Consider the following 25,930-nt stretch of genomic DNA (forward strand, 5'->3'; position numbering starts at 1 on the left):
CCGCCGACCCCGAGGTGCTGCGCACCGCCCTCGCGACCCTCTCGCCCGACGACCAGCGCCTGCTGTGGGCCACGCACGTGCAGCGGCAGGAGCCGTCCGCCGTCGCCGCCGCGCTCGGCACGCACCCCCGCGCGGCGGCCCGCCTCCTCCCGCAGGCGGAGCAGGCCCTCGCGACCGCGCTCGCCGACGCGCACGCGCCGTGCTGCCCGCCGGGCTGCGCCGGGACGCGGCGTGCTCTCCTCGACCTCGTCCAGGGCCGGCTCGCGGCCGGGCAGGAGACCGGGGTCGAGGACCACCTCCTGGACTGCGCCGCCTGCCTGCGGGCGTTCGTCGACGTGCGTGAGCCCGCCTGGGCGCTGCGGGACGCGGGGCCGCGGCTGCTTGCGGGCGGGTGGCACCCTCCCGCGGTCGCGGTCGCGGTCGTGGCGGCCGCGGAGACCTCGTCCGACGCGACGTCCGACATGGCGTCCGGCACTGTGGCGGGCGCCGCCCCGCGGCCCGCGCGCCGACAGAGCTGGCTGATCGTCGCGGGCACGGTCGCGTGCGTCGCCGTGGCGGCCGTCGCGATCGCGCTCGGCAGCGGCGACGCGGCGCCCGCGGCCCCTGAGACCGGCTCGTCTCCGGGGGCGACCCTCGTGGGGACCGTGCCCGCCGGCGCGACGTCGCCCGGGGCGACCCCGTCGCCGGCCTCCCGCGAGGACGGCCCGAGCGCGGGGCCGACGCCGTCCGTGGACCCGTCGGCGACGCCGTCGGGCGAGCCCTCCCCGACCGTGTCGTCGGACGCCGACGCCCGGACGTCCGACCCGTCCACGTCGCCCACGTCGTCGGCCGGGCGCGACGACGAGCCGACCTCGTCGTCGAGCTCCCCGTCGACAGGGTCGTCCGGGTCGTCCACGTCGGATCCGTCGACGCACGACCCCGGCACGTCGACCGGCGACCCCGACCCCGAGCCCTCCGACACGGAACCGTCGGAGCCCGCGCAGGAGCCCACGGAGGAGCCCGCGCCGACGCCGACCCCGACGGACTCCGCGACCCCGCCGACCACGCCGACCGCGACCCCCGATCCGGAGCCCACGGACGAGACCGACCCGCCCACGGAGTAGCCAGAAGTGCCGGTTAGCGGACCGTTCCGCGGCCCCGGCGGGCGTCACCACGCTGCGCCCCCCTCGGGGCAGGGGATTTGCCATCGCCCCGTAGGCCGCTGCGATCATGTCCCCCGGCGCGCCCGTGCCGCGCGCCCTGGACGGCCCGCGACGACGGGCACCCACGAGCATCGGCAGGACGGGGGCGTCGCGTGACCGCGATCCACGACGGCGACGCGCCCGCGCGCCGGGGCGCCGTCGACGACGCCATCCGGAAGATGCGCGCCGCGGCCGCGGCGGACGGGCGCGACGACGCCCCCGGGGCCGCCGGCACGGTCGACCCCGCGGTGCTCCGCACGGTGCTCGCGACGCTGCCCCACGACGACCAGCGGCTGCTGTGGGACAGGCACGTCGTCGGCCGCGAGGTCTCGGCGATCGCCACCGAGCTGGGCATGCACGCCCGCGCGGTGCTGCGCCGCCTGCGCCAGGCCGAGGAGCGGCTCGGCGCCGCGTTCGCCGCGGCCCACGCCCGTGCGTGCCCGCCCGGCTGCCTCGACACGCGGCAGTCGCTGCACTCCTACGTGCGGCACCGGCTGTCGCCCCCGCGCCGCACCGTGCTCGAGGCGCACCTCTTCGGCTGCCAGGGCTGCATGCGTGCCTTCGTCGACGTGCGCGAGGCCGGCTGGGCGGTGCGCGACGCCGGCCCCCTGCTGCTCGCGGGCACGGCCGCCGGGGCCGTCGCGGGCGCCCCCGTGGTCGTCGGCGCACTCGGCGCCGGCACGACCGGCGCCGGGGCGGTCGCGTGGTCCGGGCCGGTCGGGGCCGCGCTGCTCGCGGCCTGGGAGTGGGTGCGGGCCCTCGCGCTGCGGCTGGGCCAGCTCGGCAAGGCCGGGATGATCGGCGCGGGCACCGTGGCGGGGGTCGCGGTCGCGGCCGTCGCGGTGGCCCTGAGCGGCGGGGCCGGCGGGCCTGCGGCGGCTCCGCCCGTGCCCGGTCCGACGTCGTCGGCAGCGGCGCCCGCCCCGGGGCCCGGCGACACGGCCTCGCCCGACGCCCCGCCCGGGCCCGAGCCGAGCGCGTCCACCTCCGCCGAGCCGGCTCCGTCCGAGGACCCCTCGGCACCACCGGCGACCGACGGCCCGACGACGGCCCCGACGACCGAGCCGACGACGCCCGGCACCACGCCGACCACGCCGCCTCCGGCCACGCCACCGGGCACCCAGCCGGGCACGCCGCCGTCGTCGCCGCAGCCCAGCGACCCGGAGACCGAGCCGACGCCGTCCCCGGCGCCGTCCGGCTCCGCCGGCCCCTCGCCGACGACGTCGCCCAGCCCGTCGCCCTCCACGCCGACCTCGACGCCGACGGCCCCCACTCCCACCCCGACGCCCACGCCCACCCCGACGCCGACCCCCGTGCGGACGACGGTCACGGTCACCACGTCCGGTCTGCGCGGCGTCGACGCGGTCACGACGACCGACCCGGACGCGACCGTCGTCAAGGTCGCCGAGGACCGCCGCTGGCTCCGGGCCAAGCAGTGCGACGGCGGCTGGTACGTGGCGTCGTGGCGCAACGACGTCGGCGAGCTGACGGTCACGGTGGAGGCGCCTCCGGGGGTCGACCCCGGCGTGACCGTCAAGCGCACCTACAACTGGCCGGCGTGGATCTGGTCCTGCTGACCGACGCAGGTCGAGCCCGCCGGGACCGGATCCCGACGGGCTCGACCGGCGTGCGGTGCAGGTCGGCTGAGGTCAGCGCGTGGCGAAGCCGTGCGCCCCGCGGTGGTGACCCCCGCCGTGGCCGTGGCCATGACCGTTCCCGTGGCCATGACCGTGGCCATGACCGTGGCCGTGGCCGTGGCCCGGCCGACCGGGCTCGACGCCGTTGACGGCCTCGGTGCTCCACGCCAGCTGCTGCGCGGCGTGCCCGATCGCGCGGGACATGATGTCCAGCGCCTCGAGGCTCACGTTCGACAGGTCGTCGCCCGCGGAGTGGTAGTTCTGGTCGAGGGCCTCGCCGGCGACGCCGCCGAAGATCGCGGCCTCCTCCTCCGTCTTGATCGCGTCCGCGCCGGTGAACAGGCCGGAGGCCGGGATGCCGTTGCTGATGAACGCGTCGTAGTCGGAGCGGCCGGAGAACTCCGAGTCCACCCACGCCTGGTCGATCCCGTCGAAGTAGTCCGTGAACACGGCCTCGGTCGCGACGGAGCCCTCGGGTACCTCGACCGGGGCGGGGAACGTCGACTCGTTCGCGTCGTACACGCCGATCGTGTAGTTCGGCGAGCCGACCATGTCGAAGTTGAGGTAGGTCGCGATGTCGTCGAGGGCCTCGGGGTCGTTCGTCACGAGGTCGTCGACGTAGTGCGCCGACCCGACCAGCCCGAGCTCCTCGGCGCCCCACCACGCGAACCGCACGGCGTTGTTGAGCTTGGCGCTCTTCTTGTTGAGCTGGACCGCGGTCTCCAGGATCGCCGCCGAGCCGGTGCCGTTGTCGTTGATGCCCGGGCCCTCCGGCACGCTGTCGAGGTGCGCGCCCAGCATGACCACGTTGTCGTGCCGCCCGCGCTTCGTCTCCGCGATGACGTTGAACGTCTCGGCGGTGCCGATCACGGCCTGGAGGTCGAACGAGACCTGGAGCGCGGGGTCGGCCTCGATCGCCGCGACGATGGCCGCGCCCTCCGCCTGCGTGACGCCCACGGTGGGCGCGTAGCCGTCGTTGCGCTCGCCCAGCGTCCCGTTGAGGGCGCCGTCGGTGTTGTTGTAGATGATGAGCCCGGCGGCGCCGGCCTCACCGGCCGCGAGCGCCTTCGCGGCGAACGCGCACGCCCCGCGCTGCACGACGGCGATCTTGCCGGTGGCGTCGACGCCGGCCCACGAGTCGTCGTGGGGTGCTTCGGGGTCGTCGCTGGCCGGGCAGCCGTCGGCGATCGCGGGCTGCACCGCGGCCGCGGTGACGCCGTCGTCGGGCGTGGACGTCGAGTACGTCATCGGCACGGGGTCGAACTCGACGCCGGGGACGGTGACGGACAGGTCGAGCACGTCGAAGGTGTCGAACTCGAAGTACTGCCGCTCCGGCTGGTATCCGGCCTTGCGCAGGGTCTTCTCGACGTACCGGGCAGACGCCTCGTAGCCGGGGGTGCCGGCGGCGCGGTTGCCGTCGTTGTCGTCGGCGATCTCCTGGAACGCCTCGAGGTGCCGGAAGACACGCTCGCCGGTGACCTTCTTCGACAGGTCGGGGCCCGGCACGTGGGTGCCGTGCCGGCCGGTGGCGACGGCGGGTGCCGCCGTCGCCGTGGGGGTGAGGGACGCCGCGACGACGAGCCCGCCGAGGGCTGCGGTCGCGACGGCCGTGCTGAACGTCCTTGTTCTCACGGTCGACCTCCTGGTGGTGACCCCGCGCGCCCGGGTCGGGCTCACGACGCACGGCGCGACGCTGCGGGGTGCGGTTGGCGCGAGCGTAGGCCCGGGAGGCGCTGCAGGAAACCCCTGGGGCGCGACGTCCCTCAGCCGCGCTCGAGCAGGACGAGCACCTCGTAGTGGCTGGTCTGCGGGAACATGTCGAGCAGGCGCGCGCGGGTCGGACTCAGCGAGGGCATCCGCGCGAGGTCCTCGGCGAGCGTGACGGCGTTGCAGCTGGAGTAGAGCACGTGCCCGACGGCGGACTCCTCGAGCCGGCGGGACAGGTCGGCGCCGATGCCGCGCCGCGGGGGGTTGACGACCACCAGCTCGGGGGCGACGCCGTCGCGCGGGGACCCGGGCACGAGCTCGGTGGCGTCGCCGGCGGCGAAGCGGACGCCGGCCACGGCGTCGGCCCACCACGCCGCGTCGTGCCCGGCGACGACGGCGTCCGCGGGCAGCGCGGCGAGCCCGTCGCGGGTGGCGCCCGCGCTCGTCACGGCCTCCGCGGAGATCTCGATCCCGGTGACGGCGCGCCCGGGGGCGGCGCAGTGCAGCGCGAAGCCGCCGACGCCGCAGTAGAGGTCCCACAGGGACGCGGGCGCCACCTCGTCCACCCACGCCCGGGCCTGCGCGTACAGGGCGGTGGCGACGGCGGTGTTGGTCTGGAAGAAGCTCTGCGGGCGCAGGTGCAGCGTGATGCCGTCCGCGCCGACGCGCATCGGCAGCGCGTGCCGCTCGGTGAGCACGATCTCCAGGTCGCCCTCGAGGACGGCGGCGTGCACCGGCTGGACGTTGACGCTCACCACGGCGACCTGCGGCAGCTCGTCGAGCAGCCACGGCAGGTGCTTGCGCAGGCGCGCCACGGGCTCCTGGCTGCGCAGCACGAACCGCACCATGAGCTCGCCGTCCGGGGAGAGGGTCACGAGCACGTGCTTGAGCTCGCCCCGCCACGCGGACTCGCGCGGCGTCTCGCGGCGGCGTGCCCCGCGCGACGGCGAGGTCGCGTCGTAGGGCTGCAGCCGCGCCCGCGTGATCAGCGCGGCCAGGACGGGGAACGACTCCTGCAGCGCGGGCGGGTACAGGCCGCAGTCGGTGAGGTCGATCCCCTGGCCGGCGAACGGGCCCGCCGCCGACCCGAGGATGCCGAGCACCGGCTCCTCGACGGTGCCGCTGACCACCATCTTCGCCTTGTTGCGGAACCCGGACTCCGGGCCGGTGACGGCGGGGAGCCAGTCGATGCGGGCCTCAGGGACGGCGGAGCCGAGCAGCGCGCGCACGTGCGCCACCTTCTCGTCCACCTGCGTGGGGTACGGCGTCGCGAGGAGGGTGCACGAGTGGCAGCGGCCGGCGTCGAAGTGGGGGCACTGCACGGGTCTATTGTCGCCGGGCCCGGGCCTGCTGTCGCCCATGGCAGCGCTCGGGTGAAGCTCGTCACGAGAGCGGGTGAAACGAGGCCGCGACGACCGTCGGGGTGGGCCGACGACCGTACGCTTCCCGGACCCGACTCGTCGAAAGGCCCTCCCATGCTCCGTCGCATCGTCGTGGTGCTCGTCGCGGCCGTCGTCGGCCTCGGTGCCGCCCTGCCAGCGCAGGCCGCCACGGTCTACCCGACCAGCCTGACCCTCAACGCCAAGCCGGAGCCGGTCGCGGTCGGCGGCACGGTCACCATGTCCGGCACGCTGAAGTACAAGAAGGCCGGGCGTTGGGTGGTGCCGAGTGCCGGCAAGAAGCTCGCCGTGTACTTCGACCCGGCGGGTGACGCGAAGCCGGTGCGGATCACCACGCTCAAGACGAACAGCAAGGGCGCCTACAGCTACAAGCACTCGCAGTCGCGCTCGGGCACGTGGGTCGTCAAGTACGCCGGTCAGTACAACCTCGCGGCCGACCGCGCGACGGACTATGTGCGCGCGTACGTGAAGGGCCCGTGGAACTACCCCGGCCCGGACCTCGACTGCTCCGACGTCCGCAAGAAGGTCTGGGTCGGCAGCACCGACTACCACCGCCTCGACGCGGACGGCGACGGCTGGGGCTGCGACTCCTGGGGCTGAGCCCCTCCGCACGGCTCGGCCCGGAGGCCCCGGATCAGCCCACGAAGAGGCAGAACGGGTGGCCCGCCGGGTCGGCGTAGACCCGCAGCGGCTCCTCCGGGTCGTCGGACCGGTCGAGCAGGAGCCGCGCACCGAGCGCGAGGGCGCGCTCGTGCTGGCGGTCCAGCGCGGCGACGTCCGGAACGGTCGCGTCGAGGTGCAGCTGCTGCGGCACGCCGTCGTCGGGCCAGGTGGTCGGCGGCAGCGACGCCACCTGCTGGAACGCGAGCGGCACGCCGCCCGGGTTCCGCAGCACCAGCCAGTCGGCGCCGCGCTCGTCCGGTTGCCCGGGGCCGGGTGGCTCGTCGCCGGCGCGGTACGCGAGCCCGAACAGCTCGCGGTAGAACTCCGCGAGCCGGCGCGCGTCGGTGGTGTCGAGCACGACCTGCCGGATCGTGGGGACGTCCGGGGCGCTCATCGGGCGGCCCCGGGGAACTGCTCGGCGATGCCGCGCAGCCTGGTGGTGAACGCGGCGTAGTCGAAGCCGTCGGCGAGGTTGTCGTTGCCGGCCCGCATCCCGACGGCGCCGTCGGCCTCCTCCCGGAGGATGTCGGCGTGCCCGGCGTGCCGGCTCAGCTCGGTGGAGACGTGCACCAGGATCTGGTGCAGCGTGACGTCGCGGTTCCCCTCGCGCCACCACCAGACGTGCCCGGGCGCGTCCAGCGGCAGGGCGTCGATGGTGGCGTCGGCGAAGTCCCACACCTGCCGGTACAGGCCGACGATCTGCTCGACCGACTCGTCCTCGGTGGCGAAGAACTCCGCCTGGAGCGCGTCCGCGTCGGCGTCGGGAGCGTCGGCCGCGGCCAGCCACGGCGCGTCCTCGGGACGCGGCCAGGGGCGGCCGAAGACGTCGCCGAAGTAGCCGATCTCCACCGTGGCCGCGTGCTTGACCAGCCCGAGGAGGTTGGTGCCGGTCGGGGTGCGTGGCATCCGTGCCTCTCGCTCCGACAGCCCCTCCACCTTCCACAGCAACGCTTCGCGCGCACCGCGCAGGTAGCGGTGCAGCACGGTCTTGGCGTCCGGGGGCAGCTCGCTCGTCGTCATCGGCCCAGCCTGCCGGGCGGCACCGACAGTCCGCGCGACGGGTCCCGCCGACCACCGTGCAAGATCAGGGTAGGCAACCCTTACTTCGGCTGTTATGGTGACGCCAGGTCGTGACGAGCTGTCACTACCTCGGTACCTGCCGGTCGTCCATGGCCTGGCACGACACCCGATGCTGGAGGTCCCATGACGGTGCTCGCGGACGTGACCGCGCTCTCGACCCGACTGCGCGAGGGCACACGCGCCGAGCACTCGCAGGCGGAGTCCGAGGGCTTCGTCGAACGGCTCCTGTCGGGCGGGCTCGACGTCGCCGCGTACGCCGACCTCGCCGCGCAGCAGCTCGCCGTCTACACGGCGCTCGAGCGGGCGAGCGAGCGGATGCGGCAGGACGAGCGCGGCGCCGCCCTCGTCTTCGACGAGCTCACCCGCGTGCCCGCCATCGAGCGGGACCTGGCCCACCTGTACGGCGCCGGCTGGCGCGACGTCGTGCGGGCGCTGCCCGCGACCGAGCGCTACGTCGCGCGACTCGACGCCGTCGGCGGCGACGTCGCCTGCTACGCGGCGCACGCCTACACGCGGTACCTCGGCGACCTCTCGGGCGGCCAGGTCATCCAGCGGATGATGCAGCGCCACTACGGCATGGGCGCGGCGGGCCTGGAGTTCTACGACTTCCCCGAGATCCCCAAGGCCAAGCCGTTCAAGGACGTGTACCGCGAGCGCCTCGACGGGCTCGACCTCGACGACACCGAGGTCGCGCTCGCCGTCTCCGAGGCGCAGGAGGCGTTCCGCCTCAACCGCGCGATGTTCGTCGAGCTGGGCGTCGCGCACCCCTGACCCCCGCGGGCGCGGGCCCGGGTGACGTGGATCACCCGGGTCGACGCCTGCCTCGCGCGTGACAACTAAGGCCAGCCTCGCCTAAGTTAGGCATGCCTCAGCAGGACTCCGGCGCGAGGTCGCGTCCGGCCCGGCCCCCTCTCGGCGGCCGCCCCACCAAGGAGAGAACCCCGCATGTCCTCCCGCCCGGTCCGGCACGCCCGCCGCGCCCTCGCCGCCCCGCTCGCGCTGCTGGTCGCACCGCTGGTCGCGCTGGTCCTCACGGGCTGCACCGCCCTCGGTCCGGGCGGCGTCGTCGAGCAGGCGGCCGCCGTGGACACCACGCCGCTGTCCGAGCTGGACGTGCTCGACGACCCGCGGGAGTGGACCGGGGAGACGGTCGCGCGCTCGGCCGAGACGCCCGTCGTCCCCGTCGCGGACGACCCGCAGCCACAGCTCCCGGTCACCGTCACCGACGCCCAGGGCACCGAGGTCGCCGTCACCGACACGAGCCGGATCCTGGCCCTCGACCTGTACGGCACCCTGTCACGCACCGTCTTCGAGCTGGGCCTGGGCGACCGGGTGGTGGGTCGCGACACCTCCTCGACCTTCCCCGAGATCGCCGACCTGCCGCTGGTGACGGCGAACGGCCACGAGCTGACCGGCGAGGCCGTCCTGGAGCTCGCGCCCACGGTGATCCTCACCGACACGACGCTCGGTCCGTGGGACGTGCTCATGCAGATGCGTGACGCCGGCATCCCCGTCGTCGTGCTCGACCCGCACCGCAGCGTGGAGACGTCGGGCGACCTCGTGCGGTCCGTGGCGGAGGCGCTCGGGGTCCCCGAGGAGGGCGCGGAGCTCGCCGAGCGCACGCAGGCCGAGGTCGACGACGTCGTCGCGCAGATCGCGGAGCTCGCGCCGCCGGAGAAGGACGACCGGCTGCGCGTCGCCTTCCTCTACGTGCGCGGCCAGGCCGGGGTCTACTACCTGTTCGGCGAGGGCTCCGGCGCGGACTCCCTGGTCGAGTCGGTCGGCGCCGTCGACGTCGCGTCCGAGATCGGCTGGCAGGGCATGCGGCCCGTCAACGACGAGGGCATCGTCGCCGCGCAGCCCGACGTGCTCCTCATGATGTCGAAGGGCCTCGAGTCCGCGGGCGGGGTCGACGGGCTCCTGGAGCGGCTGCCGGCCCTCGCCCAGACCCCGGCAGGGGGGAACCGCCGCATCGTCGCCATGGACGACTCGCAGATCCTCGCGTTCGGCCCGGAGACGGCCGCCGTGCTCGACGCGCTCGCCCGCGCGCTGTACGCCCCCGAGAGCCTGGCGCCCACGAGCGTCTCCACCGGGGGCCCGGCCGCCGGGAGCCACGGGTGACCGCGACCGCGCCGCGCGCCCCGCGCGCGGCCCTGCCCGACGCCGACCCGGCACCGCTGCCCCCGGCCGTCCCCGCTCGCGTGGCCTGGCTCTTCGGCGGCCTGACGGCGGCGCTGCTGGCGCTCGCCGTGGTCGCGGCGGGCTCGGGGCACCTGCACATCCCGCCCGCCGAGGTGCTCGGCGGGCTGGCCCGGGGCCTCGGCCTCGAGCTGGGGCCGGAGCCCTCCCACCCGAACGGGTACGCGGCCCTGTGGACGATCCGCTTCCCGCGCGTGGTCATGGCGATGCTCGTGGGGGCGGCCCTCGCCGCCGCGGGCGCGCTCATGCAGGGCGTGTTCGGCAACCCGCTCGCCGAGCCGGGCGTCGTCGGCGTCTCGTCCGGCGCGGCCGTCGCGGCGTCGGCGACCATCGTGCTCGGCGTGAGCGTCGCGGGTCCTTGGACGACGGCGGGCGCCGCCTTCCTCGGCGGGCTCGTCGCGACCTTCGCGGTCTACGCGCTCGCCCGTTCCGGCGGGCGCACGGAGGTCGTGACGCTGGTCCTCACCGGCGTCGCGATCAACGCTGTGTGCGGCGCGGTGCTGGCCCTGTTCACCTTCCTGGGCGACACCCAGGAGCGCGAGCAGATCATCTTCTGGCAGCTCGGGTCCCTCAACGGCACCCGGTGGGCGTACGTCGCGATCGTCGCGCCGCTGGTCGTCGTCGGGCTCCTCGCGGCGGGCGCGACGGCGCGCCGGCTCGACCTGCTCGCCCTCGGGGAGCGCTCCGCCCGGCACCTGGGGGTGGACGTCGAGCGCCTGCGCGTCGTCGCCGTCGTCGTGGTCGCGCTGCTCACCGCCGCGGCCGTCGCGTTCTGCGGGATCATCTCGTTCGTCGGGCTGGTGGTCCCGCACCTGGTGCGCATGGCCGTGGGCCCCGGGCACCGCGTGCTCGTGCCCGCCAGCGCGCTGGGCGGCGCCGTCCTGCTGCTTGCCGCCGACCTGGTCGCGCGCACCGCCGTGCCCTACGCGGACCTGCCGATCGGCATGCTCACCGCGCTCGTCGGCGGGCCGTTCTTCCTCTGGCTCGTGCGGCGCACCCGCCGGCAGGCGGGGGGCTGGTCATGAGCGCGCTGCTCCAGGTGCGGGGCGCCACCGTGCGGGTGGACGGGCGCGCCGACGGCGCCACCCTGCTCGACGCCGTCGACGTCGACGTGCTCGTCGGCGAGGTGCTCGTCGTCGTCGGCCCGAACGGCGCGGGCAAGTCGACGCTGCTGTCGGTGCTCGCCGGGGACCGGCGGCCCGACGAGGGCACCGTGACGCTCGACGGCGCCCCCGTCGCGTCCGTCCGACCGGCGGAGCTCGCCCGCCACCGCGGCGTGCTGCTGCAGGAGAACCAGGTCAGCTTCCCGTTCCGCGTCGTCGACGTCGTGCGCATGGGCCGGGCGCCCTGGCGCGGCACCGACGCGGAGGACCGTGACGACCTCGTCGTCGCGGACGCCCTCGCCGACGCCGACGTCACGCACCTCGCGGCGCGCCGCTACCCGACGTTGTCCGGGGGCGAGAGGTCGCGCGCGTCGTACGCCCGCGTGCTGGCCCAGGAGCCGCGGCTCCTGCTGCTCGACGAGCCCACCGCCGCACTCGACGTCCGGCACCAGGAGCGCGTGCTGGCCCGGGCCCGCGACCATGCGCGCGCCGGCGGCGCCGTCGTCGTCGTCCTGCACGACCTGGCGCTCGCGGCGGCGTGGGCCGACCGCGTCCTCGTGCTCGCGGGCGGCCGCGTCGCCGCGCACGGCGCGCCCGCCGACGTGCTCACCGGCGCGCTGCTCACCGACGTCTACGACCACCCCGTCGACGTGCTGCCCCACCCCGTCACCGGGTCGCTGCTCGTGCTGCCCCGGCACGGCGCGCCGCTCCCCACGCTCGCCGAGGACCTCGCATGAACCCCACCCGTCCCGCCGCCCGTCTCTCGGCGCTGCTGGCGCTGCTGCTCACCGTGGCCCTCGGCGCCGGCACGCTGGTCGCCACCGCCCCGACCGCGCAGGCCGCGGCGCGCGTGTCCGTCTCCGGCCTGGACGGCGCCGCGCGCGCCGCCGCCGACGGCCCCACGACGCTCACGCTGCACGGCAGCGGGTTCCAGTCCGTGAAGAACGCCTTCGGCGGCGTCTACGTGCTGTTCGGCTGGGTGTCCGACCCGTCCGGCGGGTCGTGGCGGCCCAGCGCGGGCGGGGCCACCGGCGAGACGTTGCGGTACGTGCCCGACTCCGAGGCCGTCGAGAACGCGGGCTACCAGCGCTTCGTGGCGTTCCCCGGGTCGAGCACCGCGGCCGAGGCCAACGGCGGCACCATCGCGGCCGACGGCTCGTGGTCCGCGAAGCTCGTCGTGCCCGGCGCGCGCTTCCAGACGGTCGACCGGTCCGGCAGCGCCGTGGACGTGGACTGCACGCAGGTGCGGTGCGGGGTCATCACCATCGGGGCGCACGGCGTCGCGAACGCTGCCAACGAGTCGTTCACGCCCGTGTCGTTCGACGGTGCGGACGCGCCCACGGCCTCCGGCACCGACGGGGACGGCGGCTCCGGCGGTTCTGGCGGATCCGGCGACGACGCCCCGGGCAGCGAGAGCGCGACTCCGGGCGAGAGCGCGCAGGGGACCTCGGGTGAGGCCGCGCCTGCAGACGGCGGGACCTCGTCGGGCGCCGGCGCGAAGGCCGAGCTGCCCGGCAAGGCCACCGTGGGCGTGGACAGGGCGACGGCCGTGGCGGGCCGGGTGCTGAGCTTCGCCGGGCAGGGCTTCGAGCCGGGGGAGCAGGTGGTCGCGACCCTCGACGACGGGGTGCTCGCCGTCGGCCCGCTCGGCGCGGGCACCCACGGCGAGGTGGCGGGCCTGCTCGAGCTGCCGTCCGACCTGCGGCTCGGCACCCACGTGCTCCGGCTGACGGGCGCGTCGTCCGGGCGGGAGCCCGAGGTCGAGGTGACCGTCACGCGCGACCCCGCCGAGGCGGAGGCCGCCGACGCCCTGGTCGCGGCGGCGAGCGCAGACGGCGGCGCCGGGAGCGCCGGGCCGCCCGGCCTGGCGTACAGCCCCGCCGAGCTGGCCGTCGGCGCCGCCGCCCTGCTGCTCCTGCTGCTCGTCGTGACGTCCGCCGTCACCGCCGCGCGGCGACGCCGTGCGGCCCGCGCCGCGGAGGTGCGGCCGTGAGCGCGCGCCGCGCCCGCGCGGCCCTCGGCGCGGCGGCACTGCTCGCGCTCCTCGCCGTCCCCCCGGCCCCGGCGCTCGCGGCGGACGACCCGGACGACGTCATCCCCCTCACCGTCACCGTTCCCCAGCGCGACGGGGACGGCGACGGCGACGGCGGCGGCTCCGCGACGCTGACCGACGCCGAGCTGCGGTGGGCCGTGAACACCGAGGCGGGCTCCGGCAACTACGTGGGCTGCAACTTCCTCATGGCCGGCACGCCGGGCACGGACGGGAACACGGGCGGCAGCCGGATCTGGGACGACGGCGACGCGGCGCTCTACCACGGCCGCGCCGGGGACGTGCGGGTGCTGCGCACGGTCGGCACGGGCGCCGCCGCGACGCAGCGGCAGGCGACGTTCGGCACCCGGTGCACCGGGCCGACCGGCGAGCAGGTCACGCTCTCCACCACCACCGGCGCGGAGGTCGTGCTGGCCGGCGGCCGGGGGACGCGGGCCGCCGACGGGTCCGTGGAGATCCGCTGGGCCGGCTCGTTCACGGTCGTGTTCTACGGCGGTATGACGTACTGGTGGGCCGGCGACCCGGTGCTGCGGCTCGACGCCGACGGGGACGGCACGCTCACCGCGACCGCCGGCGGGTACGCCGCCGACCGGGAAGACGTCACGCGGTGGGGCCGGCTGCCCGCGACGCGGGTGACGCTGGCGCAGTTCGACGGCGAGAAGCTCACCGGCAGCAAGGGCGGGTTCCTGCGGCCCGCGTACTGCGGGGTGCGCGCCGACGTCGGCAGCAGCGCCGCGCAGGTGCGCCAGGACCCGGCCGGGTCGTGCTGGGGCGCGTTCCCGCAGAGCCTCGTCGACTTCCAGCAGCGCACCGGGCAGGCCTCGTACTGGTACTCCTCCGGGCACCGCGACGCCGCGAAGCCGCCCGCCGTCGTCGGCGTGAGCTTCGACGCCGCGCAGAGCATCGGCAGCACGCCGCCGGTGAGCGGCGTCGGCACGGGGTCCGGCACCGGGGCGGGCGCGGGCGACGGCTCGTCCGCGCCTGCCGGTCCCGGCCCGTCGGGCGGCGCGTCCGGCCCCGCCGGTGCGCCGGGCCCCGGGACCGACGCGCTCGGCGGACCGGGCGGGCTCGGCGCCGCCGGCCCCGCCACGCCCCGCCCGCCCGGCGCAGCGACGCTCGCGGCGGCCCCGCTCACCGCGTTCCCCGCGGTGCAGGCGGCGACGCTCGGCGGCGCGGCCGCACCGCTCGTGCCCGACCTCCTCCGCACCGCCGACGGCACCGGAACCGACCGCCTCGCCGTCGCCACCACCGGGCTGCTGCTCGCCGCGTCGGGGGCCGTCGTCGGCTTCCGCCGACGCTGGCTCGTGCTGCCCTTCCGGCCCTAGCCGGCAGCGCGCCCAGCGGCCGCTCAGACCCCCGCCCCACCCCACCTCCCCTCCCTTCACGAACGAACGGACAACAGACATGTCGAAGACCTTCGGTCCGGCCCGGTACGGCCGGCTGGTCGCGGGCGCCGGGGCGCTCGCCGTCGGGCTCGGGGCCGCGCTCGTCGCGGCGCCCGCCGCCCAGGCCGCCGAGCCGCGGGACGTCGTCGCGGACAGCGGCAGCGCCTCGTGGGGCTTCCGCGAGAGCTTCCGCCGCTACGTCGGGCTCCAGACCGCGGCCCTCCCGCCCGTCGGCGCGGTGCCGGTGGGCGAGCGCATCACCCTCGTCGAGCCGGCGACGTTCGACGTGGACGGCACCCCCGCCGCCACCGTCGACACGACGCCGCCGAACGAGACGCTGCCCTACCTGCTGCCCGTCACGGGCGGCAGCGTCACGGACGCCGACGACCTCGCCGTCGAGACCTCCGGCGGCGCGGTGTTCCACTTCCCGTCGCACGCCTTCACGGTCACGGTCGAGAACGTGGGCATCGAGGTCACGGGCGGCGTCGGGAAGGTCGTGGGCGACCTGAGCGTCGTCATCCCGGAGAACAACCTGGACTACGAGCCGGGCACCTACGGCGGCGACGACGTCGTCCTCGGCGACGTCGCCACCACGACCGTCGACGTGTCGGGCGACCAGGTCTCCGTCACCGCCGACGGCGTGACGCTCACCGCGGCCGGCGCGTCCGCGCTGCAGGACTTCCTCCAGGCGGGCGCCGAGCTCGACGACCTCACGGTCACGGCGGACCTCGCGGCCCCCGCACAGACCTGGAACCCGGCGGTGTCGCTCTCGAAGAGCGACGGCTTCGACCCCGCGACGACCGGCACCCTCACCGTGACGGGCAGCGGCTTCGACCCGGCCGCCAACACGGCCACCCGCCCGCCGATCACCACCGGCCAGCCGACCGGCGTGTACGTCGTCTTCGGGAAGTTCGCGCAGGACTGGCGGCCGTCGGACGGCGTCGCGTCGTCGGCACGCACGGTCGTCAGCCAGAAGTGGGCGCTGCCGGAGCCGTCGTACTCGCAGCTCAAGGCGTCCAACCCGAACGTCGCCGACCAGCTCGTGCTGCTGAAGGAGGACGGCACGTTCTCCGCAGACCTCCAGGTGAAGACGGACGACGCCGACGGCGTCTACGGCGTGTACACCTACGCCGCGGGCGGCGCGGCCGCCAACGCCGCGCAGGAGCTCGCCGTGCCCGTGGCGTTCACGCCCGCCGGTGGCGACGGCGAGAACGTCGACGTCGAGGTCACGGTGCCCGAGGGTGACGGCGGTGGCCCGGTGGAGCCGGAGCCCGGCGAGTTCACGTGGACCATCGCGTCCGGCGGGGCGGTCAGCCTCGGCACCGCCACGCAGGGCGACGCGGCCTTCACCGCGAGCGGCGACCTGCGCCGCGTCACCGTCACCGACACGCGCGCCGGCAGCCCGGCGTGGAGCCTCACTGGCACGGTGACGGACTTCTTCGCCGGCAACCGGTCGTTCAGCGGCTCCGCCCTCGGCTGGACGCCGGCGCTCGGCGCCAACACCGGGGGTGCCGTCGCGGGCGCCGAGGTCGTCGCGGGCTCCGGCTCCGGGCTCAAGGGCGGCGCGACGCTCGTCTCCGCACCCGAGGGGCACGCGGCCGGCTCGGTCGCCGTGGACGCCGGTCTCGACCTGAGCATCCCGCTGTCCACGCCGGCCGGGGACTACACCGGCGTGCTGACCCTCACCGCGGTGGGCTGACCTGCCCGTGAGCACGCACCACCGCCCGTCGTCGCGGCGCGCCCCGTCCCGGGCGCGCGCCGCGGCGGCGGCCGTCCTCGCCACCGCCGCGGTCGCCGTCGCGGCCCTCGTCCTGCCCGCCCCGGCGGCGGCGCACGCCGCGACCGACGACCTCACCTGGTCCCTCGCCCCGAAGGACGGGGCGCAGGGCGCCGGGCGCGCCAACTTCGCCTACGACGTCGAGCCGGGGGAGCAGGTCCGCGACGTCCTGGTCGTCACCAACCGCTCCGCCGCGCCGCTCGAGCTGTCGGTCTACGGGACCGACGCGGTCACCACGCCGAGCGGGCACCTCGACCTGCTGCCCGCCGACCAGGAGCCCGCCGACCTCGGGTCGTGGCTGGCGCTCGACGCCGGCGACGACGGCACGGTGACGATCGAGCCGGGGGAGTCGGCCGACGTCCCCTTCGCCCTCCGGGTCCCCGACGAGGCCACCCCCGGCGACCACGCGGGCGGCGTCGTGACCTCTCTCCGCCAGCAGGTCGGCGACGGCGCGCTCAGCGTGGACCGCCGGCTCGCGCTGCGCGTGCACGCCCGGGTGGGCGGGGCCCTCGCGCCGGGCCTCGCGGTGTCCGACGTCGACGTCGTCGTGCACCCGAACGCCAACCCGGTGGGCGCGGCGCGCGCCACCGTGACCTACACGCTCGCCAACACCGGCAACGCGCGCGTGGTGCCGACCGAGACCGTCCGGCTCACCGGGCCGGGCGCGAGCGCCGTCGCCGGCGGCGAGCCGGCCGACGAGCTGCTGCCCGGCGCCGTCGTGCGCCGCACCGTCCAGGTCGACGGCGTGCGCCCGACGTTCCGCGTCGCGGCCGACGTCCGCGCCGACGGGCTCGTCGTCGGCGTCGGCGGTGGCGGTGCCACCACCGCGACCGGCACCGCCGCGGGCTGGGCCGTGCCCTGGGCGCTGCTCGGCGTCGTCGTCCTCGTCGTCGCTGCCGCGGTCGGCTGGCCGCTGTGGCGGTCCCGCCGCACCCGCGAGGTAGTACCGAGCCCCGCGAGGTAGTGGCTAAACCCGCGCGGTCCGTTACTACCTCGGCAGGTTCCGTACTACCTCGGCGGTCAGCGGACCCGGGCGGCGAGCACGGCCACGTCGTCGCGCTGCTGGCCGTGCACCATCCGGTCGACGAGCCGCTGCGGCAGCTCCGCCGTCGTGCTGCCGTGCAGGTCCGCCAGCACGGCGCGCAGGTCCGCGGCGCGGGCGGCGAACGTCGCGGTGCGCGACTCCACGAGACCGTCCGTGTACAGCAGCAGGGTGTCGCCGGGGCCGAGCTCGGCCGCGTGGTCGCGGCGCACGACCGACGGGTCGACGCCCAGCATGAGGTCGGGGCGGCCGTCGAGCTCGTGCACGCTCCCGTCGGCGCGCAGCACGACCGGCCGCGGGTGCCCGGCGCTGGCCCACCACAGCCGGCACCGGTCGTCGCCGCTGCCCGGCTCGCCGCGGCCGGTGCGGTCCAGGCGTGCGACGACGGCGGTGCCGCTGGCCGTCAGCCCGAGCCCGCGGTTGGCGCGGTCCAGCTCGCGCAGGAGCCGCGCCGGCGGGGCGTCCTGGCACCACGCGAGGGTGCGCAGCATGGCGCGCAGCTGGCCCATGCGGGCGGCGGCCTGCATGTCGTGCCCGGTGACGTCGCCGATCATCAGCACGGTCGAGCGCGGGTCGAGCTCCACCGCGTCGTACCAGTCGCCGCCCACCTTGTCCGTGCGGGTCGCGGACGCGTACGTCGACGCGAGCTCCAGGTACGGCACGCGGGGCAGGTCGGTGAGCATCGCGGCTTGCAGCGTGGTGGCCACGCGGTGCCGGTCCTCCAGCACGCGGATGCGCACCAGGGCCTGCGCCACGCACGACGCGAGCGTGGTGGCCGTGCGGCGGCTCTCGTCGTCGTGCTCGTGCGGGCCGCGCCACAGTAGGACGACGACGCCGAGCAGCCGGTCGTCCACCACCATCGGCACCAGCGCGAGGCCGCCGAGCGACGGGTCGATCCACGGCTCCCAGGTGGGCTGGGCGCGCAGGGCGGCCGCGCCGTCCCGGTAGAACGCGGACCGGCGGGCGCGGGCGACGGCCGCCACCGCCGGGTCGTCGAGACGCCAGTGCCGCGGCAGGTAGGGGTAGGCGCCGTCGCGCTCCACGAGGGTGAGGCCGGACCCGCCGGGCTCCGCCAGCGCGAGCGCGGCCCACACGGTGCCCAGCCCGGGGCCCGACGTGCGCAGCGCGTCCACGATCTCGTCGAGGGTGGTCGCGGCGGCGAACCTGTCGGTGAGGTCGAGCAGCATGCGGGTGCGGCGCGTGGCGTGCACCGCCACCTGCTGGATGCGGTGCGCGCGCTGCCGTTCGAGGCGCAGACGCAGCTCGGCGGTGCAGGCGGCGGCCAGGTCGGCCAGGGTGGCGAGGTCCGTGGCGCTCCACGCGTGCGCCTCGGTGTCCAGCGCGCACACCGTGCCGACGGCGGTGCCGTGCCGGTCGAAGATCGGGAAACCCGCGTACGACCCCATACCGAGCTCGGTGACCGTCTCGCGGCTCGCGAAGCGCGGGTCGGCGCGGAGGTCCTCGACGACCAGGGGCTGGCCGGTGCGGACGGTCTCGCCGCACAACGGCTCGGTCAGGGTGGTGCGCCGGGTGGCCTGGTAGGGGTCGGGCAGCCCGAGGGCGCCGGGGTACACCTGCGAGTCCGGGAGCACGAGGGTCACGAGGGCCGTGGGGACGTCGACCTGGCGCTGCACGAGCCGTGCGAAGCGGTCGAACGACTCGTCGGCGATCGGCCGCGCGAGCCCGGCCGCGACGAGCGCCTGCACGGCGCCGGCGGTCGGGGCGTCCTGGGCGGGGGCCGTCCTGTCGAAGGATCGAGACGTCACGGGCGCGCGCCCCCGGCACGGCTCTGCGCTCCGCGACCCGCGACCATGCCCCGGATTCTTCCACGCAGGCCGCCGGATATCCTCGCCGAACGATGGACGTCACCCGCCGTGCCCCCGCCGCGCTGCCGCGGATCCTGGCCGCCGCCCTCGTGTCCGCGTCGGCCGTGCTGCTGTTCGCGGTGCACGTGCGCCCGCTCGCCTACGTGCCGCTCGTGGCCGGCGTCGCGCTCGGCCTGCTCGTCGACCGGCGGCTGGGCCGCGACCTCGCGCTGATCGCCGTCGCGCTCGGCATCATCTCGACGATCTCCCTCGAGGCGGACCTGTCCGACGCCGGGATGGCGCGGTTCGCCGTCGTGCTGTCGCTGGCCGTGCTGGTGCCGTGGGCGGCGTCGCGGTACTGGTTCCGCGACGACGACGGCGCGGGGGCGGTGCGGTTCCCCGTCGCGACGGGCCGGCGCTGGTCGCGCGGGCAGTATGTCTACCTCGTCGTCGTGGTGGCGGTCGGCTACCTCGTGCTGCCCTGGTACTTCCTGGGCTCCGGTGCCTACCTCAACTGGCCGGAGCTCGAGAGCGGGCAGGACGTCGCCCGGCTGTTCGTCGGCGTCAACGCCGTCGGCATCTGGGACGAGCTGTTCTTCGTGTGCACGGTGTTCGCGCTGCTGCGCCGCCACTTCGGGCTGTGGACGGCGAACGGGCTGCAGGCCGTGATCTTCGTGTCCTTCCTGTGGGAGCTCGGCTACCGCGAGTGGGGGCCGCTGCTCACCGTGCCGTTCGCCCTGGTGCAGGGGTGGATCTTCGCCCGCTACAAGAGCCTCCCGTACGTCGTGACCGTGCATCTGCTGTTCGACGCCGTCGTCTTCGCCGTGCTGGTGCACGGCCACCACCCCGAGCTCTTCGACGTCTTCGTCACCGCGCCCTGAGGCAGGGCGCTGTTTGGCGCGTGCGCCCCGCTGTGGGAGGGTGCGCCCATGCCAAGACGCGGCAGCTGAGCACGATCGAGCCCGGACGGGTGTGGACGACATGCAGGACCCCGAGCACGGCCCGGACGACGACGCTCTCGACACCTGCGCCGCGGAACCCATCCACGTGCCCGGCACGGTGCAGCCCCGCGGGGTGCTGCTCGTGCTGCACGACGACGTGGTGGTGCAGGCCTCCGCCACGCTGCCCGAGCTGCTCGGCCCGCAGCCGGCCGACGTCCTCGGCCGGCCCCTGACCGCCGTGATCGGCGCCGAGGCCGTGGCGGCCCTGCGGCTCGAGGACGTCACCGAGGGCGGGCCGCTCGCGGACGGTCTTCGGCGCGTGACGCTGGACGGCCGCACGTGGGTCGCGTCGACCCACCGCAACCCGCAGGGCGCCGTGGTCGTCGAGCTCGAGCCGCTCGCGGACCAGGCCGCCGACCCGGCGGAGCCGTACCGCGCCGCGTACACCGTGCTCGGGCAGGCGGCGACCGCCGGCTCGCTGGACGAGCTGTACGACCTCACGGCGCGCGGGGTGCGGGAGGTGACGGGCTTCGACCGGGTGATGGTCTACCGGTTCGACGAGGACCACCACGGCCAGGTCGTGGGCGAGGCGCGGCGTGCCGACCTCGAGCCCTTCCTCGGCCACCGGTACCCGGCCGGCGACATCCCGCCCCAGGCGCGCGCCCTCTACGAGAAGAGCTGGCTGCGCCTCATCCACGACGTCGCGTCCGTGCCCCGGCCCCTGGTGCCCGCGCTGCTGCCGGCCGCCGGAGAGCCGACCGACCTCTCGTTCGCCGGCCTGCGCGCGGTGTCGCCGGTGCACGTCGAGTACCTGCGGAACATGGGCGTCGCCGCCTCGATGTCGATCTCGCTGCTGCAGGGCGGGCGGCTGTGGGGGATGGTCGCGTGCCATCACGTCGCCGGCCCGCACACGCCGTCGCTCGAGGTCCGCGCGGCGGCCGAGGCGCTCGCGGCGGGTCTGTCCCTGCAGATGGTGGTGCGTGCCGCCGCGGACGACGCGCAGCACGCCCGCGAGGTCTCCCGTGCGCTCGAGGCGCTGGTCCGGGCGGAGGACGACCCGGTGGCCGACGCCGTCGCGCAGCCGGGGCTGCTGCGGATCCTCGGGGCCGACGGCGCGATGGTCCGCACCGGGGACGCGACGGCGATGGTCGGGCTGGTCCCGGACGAGCCCGAGGCCGTGGTCGACGTCGTGCGGCGGACGGCGCGGCCCCGGAAGGACGGCGGCACGGAGCCGGTGTACGCGTCGCACGACCTGCGGGCCGAGCACCCGGAGCTGGCCGACCGGCTGGGCGACGTCGCGGGCGCGCTTGTCGCCCCGCTGCCCGACGGGGACCTGCTCGCCCTGTTCCGCAGCGAGGTCGCGCGCGAGGTCACGTGGGGCGGCGACCCGCACGAGAAGACGGTCGACCGGGACGAGAGCGGCGCGGTCGTGCGCGTGAGCCCACGACGGTCGTTCGCGGCGTGGCGCGAGGCCGTGCACGGCACCTGCGAGCCCTGGTCGGACCACGACGTCCGTGCGGCCCTCGTGGCGCGCCGGACCGTCGTCGAGCTCCTGTACCGGCGGTCCCGGCCCGACCTGGGCGCGGCGCTGGTGCTGCAGCACTCCTCGCTTCCGGCGGAGCTGCCGACCGTGCCCGGGTGGCGGCTCGAGGCCCGCTACCGGCCCGCGGACGGCGGCCGGGTCGGGGGCGACTGGTACGACGCGTTCGAGCTGCCCGACGGCCGCACCGCCCTCGTCATCGGGGACGTCGCCGGGCACGGGCTGCCCGCCGCGTCGGCGATGACCCAGCTGCGCAACGGCCTGCGCTCCCTGCTGCTGGAGCACCGTGACGTCGCGACGGCGGCGGCCGGCCTGGACCGCCTCGCCCGGACGCTCCTCACCGACGACATGGCCACGCTGCTGGTCGGCATCCTCGACGTCGACCCCGAGACCGGCTCGGGCGGCGTCGACTACGTCTGCGCCGGGCACCTGCCGCCCGTCGTCGCGGACGCGGACGGCGCGCGGTTGGTCGAGGTCGTCCGCAACCCGCCGGTCGGGGCGATGCGCGAGACCGTGCGCGCGGGACGCGTCGACCTCGCGCCCGGCGAGTCCCTGCTGCTCTACACCGACGGCCTCGTGGAGCGGCGTGGCACGCGGATCCTGGAGCGGCTGGAGGACCTCCGCTCGACCGTGGGGCTCACCCGCGACCTCGAGGTCATCGAGCACAAGCTCGCCGGGCTCGAGTCCGACGACGACTCCACGATGCTCATGGTGACGGCCCTGGGCCGCGGCTGACGGCGGGCGCCCGTCGTCGTCCTCACGCTCGAGCGCGCTCGCGCTCGCGGTCCGGCGGCGCCGCCGGACCGACGCCGGCGGCAGGCGGCGCGCGGGGGCGGGCCGGTGCAGCGGGCGATCGTGCCGGCGCGGGCCGCCGTCGATCCGGGCGTTCGAGGAGCCGTGCTGGGCGGCGACGGGTGGGCGCATGGTGGTCCTCCTGGGCGTGGTGCGGTCGGCCCTCGCGGGCGTTCCCAGGCTCGCCGCGGCCCCGGCACGGATCAACGGCCGATCCGGCTACGCTCGTTCACCCCGGGTCAACGATCGGTCGCCCCGGGCCGAGGGGGCACGGCGGCGAGGGGTGCGACGGGGCGTGGAGCTGCGTGAGATCGAGATCTTCCTGACCCTCGCGGAGGAGCTGCACTTCGGCCGGACGGCGGAGAGGCTGCACGTCTCGGTGTCGCTCGTGAGCCAGTCGATCCGCAAGCAGGAGCGGGCCGTCGGGGCGGCGCTGTTCGAGCGCACCAGCCGTAAGGTCGAGCTCACCGCGGTGGGGGAGGTGCTGCGCGCGGGCCTGCGTCCCGCGTACGAGGGCATCGGCGCCGCCGTCGCCGCCGCCACGGCCGCGGCGCGGCGCGTGGCCGGCACGCTGACGCTCGGCTTCATGGGCGGGCAGGCGCACGAGCTGGAGCCCGACCTCGCCCGGTTCCGGGCGCGGCACCCCGACGTCGAGCTGCGCTTCCGTGAGGTCGTCTTCAGCGACCCGTTCGCCGCGCTGCGGCGCGGCGACGTCGACCTCCTGACGACGTGGCTCCCCGTCGAGGAGCCCGACCTCACCGTCGGACCCGTGCTGCGGTCCGAGCCGCTGCGGCTCCTGGTGGCGACGGACCACCCGCTCGCGGCGGCGGGGCGCGTCGACGTCGAGGCGCTCGCCGAGCACGCCGTGCCCGCGGTCCGCGGGGCGGCGCCGCCGGCATGGCTGGCCGGCGTCCTGCCCGAGCGGACGCCGGCCGGGCGGGAGGTCCCGCGCGGACCGGCCGCCGCCACCTACCAGGAGATCCTCGCCCTCGTCGCCGCGGGGAAGGTGGTGTGCCCGGTGCCCGACGAGGGCCGCCGCTACTTCCCGTGGCCGGGCGTCACGTACCTCCCGCTCGACGGCGCGCCCGCGGTGCGCTGGGCGCTGGTATGGCGCTCCTCCGACGCGACCCCGCCGCTGCGGGCCTTCGTCGCGGAGGTCGCCCGCGAGGAGTGAGCCGACCCGTCAGCCGGGGAGCTCGTCGAGCAGCCGGGACATCCGGTCGATCTCCGCGATCTGGTCCGCCGCCACGTTCGCGGCGAACTCCTGGACCGTCTCGTCCCGCCCGGCGGCGCTGAGGTCGTCGACCATCTCCAGCGCGCCCGCGTGGTGCTTGATCATGCCCTCGAGGAACAGCCGGTCGAACGCGGTGCCGTCGGCGTCCGCCAGGGCCGTCATCTCGGCCTCGGTCAGCATGCCGGGCATGGAGCCGTGGTCGTGGGCCTGCGGGGCGCGCGGCCCGCTCCCGTCCGACGGCGCGGCCGACGCCGTCGCCACCGCGGGCACCGGGAGTCCCTGGTCCTCGAGCCAGCGGCTCATGTAGTCGATCTCGCCGTCCTGCGTCAGGCGGATGCGGTCGGCGAACTTCGCGAGCGGCGCCGACCCCGACCGCTCGGGGACCAGCTGCGCCATCTCCACGGCCTGGGCGTGGTGGCCGATCATCCGCGTCATGAAGTCGGCGTCGGCCTCGGTGACGACGTCGGCGTCGCCCATGCCCTCGTAGTCCTCGGGGGCGATGGTCTCGGCGGGCTCGCCGGGCTTCCCCGGCGCGAGAACGGCAGACGACGGCGTCGGTACCGGCGCGGGCTCCTCGGCGGTGCACCCGGCGGAGAGCCCCAGGGCGAGCGCGACGACGCAGGTCAGGGCGGCGCGACGGCAGCCCGTCCGACGGATCCGGGGGTCTGTGGTCACCGGAAGATCCTCTCCTGAGGTTGTTGCCACGGCGTAAAAAGATGCCCGCACACCTGGTGGGGAGGATGCTTCCAGACAACACTCAGTGTGACCAACACAACGATGTGTGGCGCTTGCGCGTCGTCCAACCCTGAGTTCACGGAAGAGGAGTCCACGGATGCGGAGTTCACGGACGAGCAGTTCACGGACGAGAGGCGTCGCCGGTGTCGCCCTCTCGCTGACCCTGGTCGCGGGGGCGCTGGGGCTCGCGGCCCCCGCGTCGGCGTCCGACGCCCCCGAGCCCGACGTCCCGCCGGGCGAGGTGGCGTCGTCGAACATCGAGCACCTCAGCAACAACCCGAAGAACGGCGCCCTGCAGGGCACCGGCTCGGACATCGCGTTCCAGGGCAAGTACGCCTTCGCGGGCAACTACGACGGCTTCACCGTGTACGACCTCTCCGACCCGGAGGAGCCCGTCCAGGCGCTGCAGGTGTACTGCCCGGGCTCGCAGAACGACATCTCCGTCTACGGCGACGTCCTGGTGCTCTCCACCGACTCGTCGCGCAGCGACGACTCGTGCGCCTCGACGACCCGGCCCGCGACGGAGAAGGACGCCTGGGAGGGCATCAAGGTCTGGGACATCTCCGACCCGCTGGAGCCCGAGTACGTCAAGTCCGTCGAGACGGCCTGCGGCTCCCACACCCACTCCCTGGCGCCGAGCAAGAACGGCAAGGACCTGTACGTCTACGTCTCGTCGTACAGCCCGAGCTCGACCTACCCCGACTGCCAGCCGCCGCACGACATCATCTCGGTCGTGAAGATCCCCGTGAAGAACCCGGCGGCCGCCACGCTCGTGGGCACGCCGAACCTCTTCCCGGAGGGCGGCTACGAGGGCGACCCGGACCGGCGCGCCTCGGCGACGTCCGGCTGCCACGACATCACCACGTACGCGCAGAAGGACCTCGCGGCGGGTGCGTGCATGGGTGACGGCATCCTCATGGACATCAAGGACCGTGCCCACCCGAAGGTGATCAGCACGGTCCGGGACACCGAGAACTTCGCGTTCTGGCACTCGGCCACCTTCAACAACGACGCGACCAAGGTCGTCTTCACCGACGAGCTCGGCGGCGGCGGGCTGGCGACCTGCACCGGCGAGTACGCCCCGGAGCTCGGTGCCAACGGCATCTACGACATCGAGAAGGAGCGGAAGAAGGGCGGGAAGCACGAGACGAAGCTCGTGTTCCAGAGCTACTACAAGATCCCGCGCATCAACGACGCCACCGAGAACTGCGTGGCGCACAACGGCTCGCTGATCCCGGTCAAGGGCAAGGACCTCATGGTCCAGTCCTGGTACCAGGGCGGCGTCTCGGTGTTCGACTTCACCAACTCGAAGAAGCCGCGGGAGCTCGCCTGGTTCGACCGCGGCGCGGGCATCTCCAGCGGTGGCACCTGGTCGACCTACTGGTACAACGGCTACGCCTACTCGAACGACCTGGGGATCGGTTTCGACACGTTCGACATCGACGACCGGATCGACGGGAAGGCGAAGACCGACCTCAGGTCGCTCAACCCGCAGATGCAGCAGAAGTTCTGAGTCGCTGAGCCCGGCAGCGGCCGGGAGGGTCGACGGCGCCGAACTCGCCGGTGCACAAGGCGTGTTGAGCGCGGCCGGCATCGAGTGCAGCGTCACCGGGTCCCCGGCCGGACTGCCGTCCGAGGCGCAGTCGGCGCTCGGCTGGG

General features: G+C 75.6%; 20 protein-coding genes and 1 pseudogene. 15 read left to right on the forward strand and 6 right to left on the reverse strand.

All coding sequences use genetic code 11. The features are described 5' to 3' along the window. Both ACFWEK_RS03345 and ACFWEK_RS03350 read left to right on the forward strand, forming a co-directional pair. A pseudogene (locus tag ACFWEK_RS03345) lies at nucleotides 1–1,103 on the forward strand (hypothetical protein); the annotation flags it as partial. Nucleotides 1,104–1,294: 191 nt separating this feature from the next. Beyond that, entirely contained in the window at nucleotides 1,295–2,758 is a 1,464-nt protein-coding gene (locus ACFWEK_RS03350; protein ID WP_430553090.1) for a zf-HC2 domain-containing protein, read from the forward strand. A gap of 72 nt (nucleotides 2,759–2,830) precedes the next feature. Here the strand turns inward: ACFWEK_RS03350 and ACFWEK_RS03355 are convergent, their stop codons facing one another. Both ACFWEK_RS03355 and rlmC read right to left on the reverse strand, forming a co-directional pair. Then, nucleotides 2,831–4,450, reverse strand: a complete 1,620-nt coding sequence (locus ACFWEK_RS03355) for a M20/M25/M40 family metallo-hydrolase (protein WP_430553091.1) — start codon at nucleotides 4,448–4,450, stop codon at nucleotides 2,831–2,833. Between the two features lie 131 nt (nucleotides 4,451–4,581). Further along, on the reverse strand, nucleotides 4,582–5,847 hold the full coding sequence (gene rlmC / locus ACFWEK_RS03360) for a 23S rRNA (uracil(747)-C(5))-methyltransferase RlmC (protein ID WP_430553092.1): 1,266 nt from the start codon (nucleotides 5,845–5,847) through the stop codon (nucleotides 4,582–4,584). Between the two features lie 153 nt (nucleotides 5,848–6,000). Here rlmC and ACFWEK_RS03365 point away from each other — a divergent pair, with 153 nt between their 5' ends. Then, nucleotides 6,001–6,525, forward strand: coding sequence for a hypothetical protein (locus ACFWEK_RS03365; protein ID WP_430544606.1), 525 nt, complete (start codon nucleotides 6,001–6,003; stop codon nucleotides 6,523–6,525). Nucleotides 6,526–6,559: 34 nt separating this feature from the next. Here ACFWEK_RS03365 and ACFWEK_RS03370 read toward each other — a convergent pair whose 3' ends face one another. Both ACFWEK_RS03370 and ACFWEK_RS03375 read right to left on the reverse strand, forming a co-directional pair. Beyond that, a complete protein-coding gene (locus ACFWEK_RS03370; protein WP_430544605.1) occupies nucleotides 6,560–6,982 on the reverse strand; it encodes a VOC family protein in 423 nt (140 codons plus the stop codon). Next, nucleotides 6,979–7,608, reverse strand: a complete 630-nt coding sequence (locus ACFWEK_RS03375) for a DinB family protein (protein WP_430553093.1) — start codon at nucleotides 7,606–7,608, stop codon at nucleotides 6,979–6,981. The genes ACFWEK_RS03370 and ACFWEK_RS03375 overlap by 4 nt, the downstream gene beginning before the upstream one ends. A 183-nt stretch (nucleotides 7,609–7,791) precedes the next feature. On the opposite strand from ACFWEK_RS03375, the gene ACFWEK_RS03380 reads away from it, so the two are divergent. The 8 genes from ACFWEK_RS03380 (at nucleotide 7,792) to ACFWEK_RS03415 (ending at nucleotide 17,146) form a co-directional block, all read left to right on the forward strand. Then, on the forward strand, nucleotides 7,792–8,439 hold the full coding sequence (locus ACFWEK_RS03380) for a heme oxygenase (biliverdin-producing) (protein ID WP_430544603.1): 648 nt from the start codon (nucleotides 7,792–7,794) through the stop codon (nucleotides 8,437–8,439). A 174-nt stretch (nucleotides 8,440–8,613) separates the two neighbouring features. Then, complete coding sequence (locus tag ACFWEK_RS03385) at nucleotides 8,614–9,789, forward strand: hemin ABC transporter substrate-binding protein (RefSeq protein WP_430553094.1); 1,176 nt, start codon at nucleotides 8,614–8,616, stop codon at nucleotides 9,787–9,789. After that, nucleotides 9,786–10,892, forward strand: coding sequence for a FecCD family ABC transporter permease (locus ACFWEK_RS03390; protein ID WP_430553095.1), 1,107 nt, complete (start codon nucleotides 9,786–9,788; stop codon nucleotides 10,890–10,892). The genes ACFWEK_RS03385 and ACFWEK_RS03390 overlap by 4 nt, the downstream gene beginning before the upstream one ends. Next, entirely contained in the window at nucleotides 10,889–11,707 is an 819-nt protein-coding gene (locus ACFWEK_RS03395; protein WP_430553096.1) for a heme ABC transporter ATP-binding protein, read from the forward strand. Before ACFWEK_RS03390 ends, ACFWEK_RS03395 begins: the two co-directional genes overlap by 4 nt. Then, on the forward strand, nucleotides 11,704–12,963 hold the full coding sequence (locus ACFWEK_RS03400) for a hypothetical protein (RefSeq protein ID WP_430553097.1): 1,260 nt from the start codon (nucleotides 11,704–11,706) through the stop codon (nucleotides 12,961–12,963). The genes ACFWEK_RS03395 and ACFWEK_RS03400 overlap by 4 nt, the downstream gene beginning before the upstream one ends. Next, nucleotides 12,960–14,345: a hypothetical protein gene (locus ACFWEK_RS03405; RefSeq protein ID WP_430553098.1), complete on the forward strand. Its 1,386-nt coding sequence runs from the start codon at nucleotides 12,960–12,962 to the stop codon at nucleotides 14,343–14,345. The genes ACFWEK_RS03400 and ACFWEK_RS03405 overlap by 4 nt, the downstream gene beginning before the upstream one ends. Nucleotides 14,346–14,424: 79 nt before the next feature. Next, nucleotides 14,425–16,104, forward strand: a complete 1,680-nt coding sequence (locus ACFWEK_RS03410) for an HtaA domain-containing protein (protein ID WP_430553099.1) — start codon at nucleotides 14,425–14,427, stop codon at nucleotides 16,102–16,104. A gap of 7 nt (nucleotides 16,105–16,111) precedes the next feature. After that, nucleotides 16,112–17,146 carry a WxL protein peptidoglycan domain-containing protein gene (locus ACFWEK_RS03415; RefSeq protein WP_430553100.1) on the forward strand — a complete coding sequence of 345 codons (1,035 nt, stop codon included), beginning with the start codon at nucleotides 16,112–16,114 and terminating at the stop codon, nucleotides 17,144–17,146. A gap of 56 nt (nucleotides 17,147–17,202) precedes the next feature. Here the strand turns inward: ACFWEK_RS03415 and ACFWEK_RS03420 are convergent, their stop codons facing one another. Then, complete coding sequence (locus tag ACFWEK_RS03420) at nucleotides 17,203–18,990, reverse strand: SpoIIE family protein phosphatase (protein ID WP_430553101.1); 1,788 nt, start codon at nucleotides 18,988–18,990, stop codon at nucleotides 17,203–17,205. Between the two features lie 92 nt (nucleotides 18,991–19,082). On the opposite strand from ACFWEK_RS03420, the gene ACFWEK_RS03425 reads away from it, so the two are divergent. The 3 genes from ACFWEK_RS03425 (at nucleotide 19,083) to ACFWEK_RS03435 (ending at nucleotide 23,476) form a co-directional block, all read left to right on the forward strand. Beyond that, a complete protein-coding gene (locus ACFWEK_RS03425) occupies nucleotides 19,083–19,910 on the forward strand; it encodes a type II CAAX prenyl endopeptidase Rce1 family protein (protein ID WP_430544594.1) in 828 nt (275 codons plus the stop codon). Between the two features lie 100 nt (nucleotides 19,911–20,010). Further along, the gene (locus tag ACFWEK_RS03430) at nucleotides 20,011–22,245 is read left to right on the forward strand and encodes a SpoIIE family protein phosphatase (RefSeq protein WP_430545079.1); all 2,235 of its coding nucleotides are present in this window, start codon (nucleotides 20,011–20,013) and stop codon (nucleotides 22,243–22,245) included. Between the two features lie 352 nt (nucleotides 22,246–22,597). Further along, the gene (locus tag ACFWEK_RS03435) at nucleotides 22,598–23,476 is read left to right on the forward strand and encodes a LysR family transcriptional regulator (protein ID WP_430553102.1); all 879 of its coding nucleotides are present in this window, start codon (nucleotides 22,598–22,600) and stop codon (nucleotides 23,474–23,476) included. A gap of 9 nt (nucleotides 23,477–23,485) precedes the next feature. On the opposite strand, the gene ACFWEK_RS03440 is transcribed toward ACFWEK_RS03435, so the two are convergent. Beyond that, the gene (locus tag ACFWEK_RS03440) at nucleotides 23,486–24,211 is read right to left on the reverse strand and encodes a DUF305 domain-containing protein (RefSeq protein WP_430553103.1); all 726 of its coding nucleotides are present in this window, start codon (nucleotides 24,209–24,211) and stop codon (nucleotides 23,486–23,488) included. 157 nt (nucleotides 24,212–24,368) lie between these two features. On the opposite strand from ACFWEK_RS03440, the gene ACFWEK_RS03445 reads away from it, so the two are divergent. Then, complete coding sequence (locus ACFWEK_RS03445) at nucleotides 24,369–25,784, forward strand: LVIVD repeat-containing protein (RefSeq protein WP_430553104.1); 1,416 nt, start codon at nucleotides 24,369–24,371, stop codon at nucleotides 25,782–25,784. Nucleotides 25,785–25,930 lie beyond the last annotated feature (146 nt).

The organism is Isoptericola sp. NPDC060257, from assembly GCF_042726645.1.
Lineage (GTDB): Bacteria > Actinomycetota > Actinomycetes > Actinomycetales > Cellulomonadaceae > Isoptericola > Isoptericola nanjingensis.

What these genes read in the sequence shown, in the direction of transcription:
- ACFWEK_RS03400 (WP_430553097.1), top strand. Translation starts at nt 11,704, where the DNA reads ATGAACCCCACCCGTCCCGCCGCCCGTCTCTCGGCGCTGCTGGCGCTG.
- ACFWEK_RS03385 (WP_430553094.1), top strand. Translation starts at nt 8,614, where the DNA reads ATGTCCTCCCGCCCGGTCCGGCACGCCCGCCGCGCCCTCGCCGCCCCG.
- ACFWEK_RS03375 (WP_430553093.1), bottom strand. Translation starts at nt 7,608, where the DNA reads ATGACGACGAGCGAGCTGCCCCCGGACGCCAAGACCGTGCTGCACCGC.
- ACFWEK_RS03380 (WP_430544603.1), top strand. Translation starts at nt 7,792, where the DNA reads ATGACGGTGCTCGCGGACGTGACCGCGCTCTCGACCCGACTGCGCGAG.
- ACFWEK_RS03445 (WP_430553104.1), top strand. Translation starts at nt 24,369, where the DNA reads ATGCGGAGTTCACGGACGAGCAGTTCACGGACGAGAGGCGTCGCCGGT.
- ACFWEK_RS03410 (WP_430553099.1), top strand. Translation starts at nt 14,425, where the DNA reads ATGTCGAAGACCTTCGGTCCGGCCCGGTACGGCCGGCTGGTCGCGGGC.
- ACFWEK_RS03430 (WP_430545079.1), top strand. Translation starts at nt 20,011, where the DNA reads ATGCAGGACCCCGAGCACGGCCCGGACGACGACGCTCTCGACACCTGC.
- ACFWEK_RS03370 (WP_430544605.1), bottom strand. Translation starts at nt 6,982, where the DNA reads ATGAGCGCCCCGGACGTCCCCACGATCCGGCAGGTCGTGCTCGACACC.
- ACFWEK_RS03365 (WP_430544606.1), top strand. Translation starts at nt 6,001, where the DNA reads ATGCTCCGTCGCATCGTCGTGGTGCTCGTCGCGGCCGTCGTCGGCCTC.
- ACFWEK_RS03395 (WP_430553096.1), top strand. Translation starts at nt 10,889, where the DNA reads ATGAGCGCGCTGCTCCAGGTGCGGGGCGCCACCGTGCGGGTGGACGGG.
- ACFWEK_RS03425 (WP_430544594.1), top strand. Translation starts at nt 19,083, where the DNA reads ATGGACGTCACCCGCCGTGCCCCCGCCGCGCTGCCGCGGATCCTGGCC.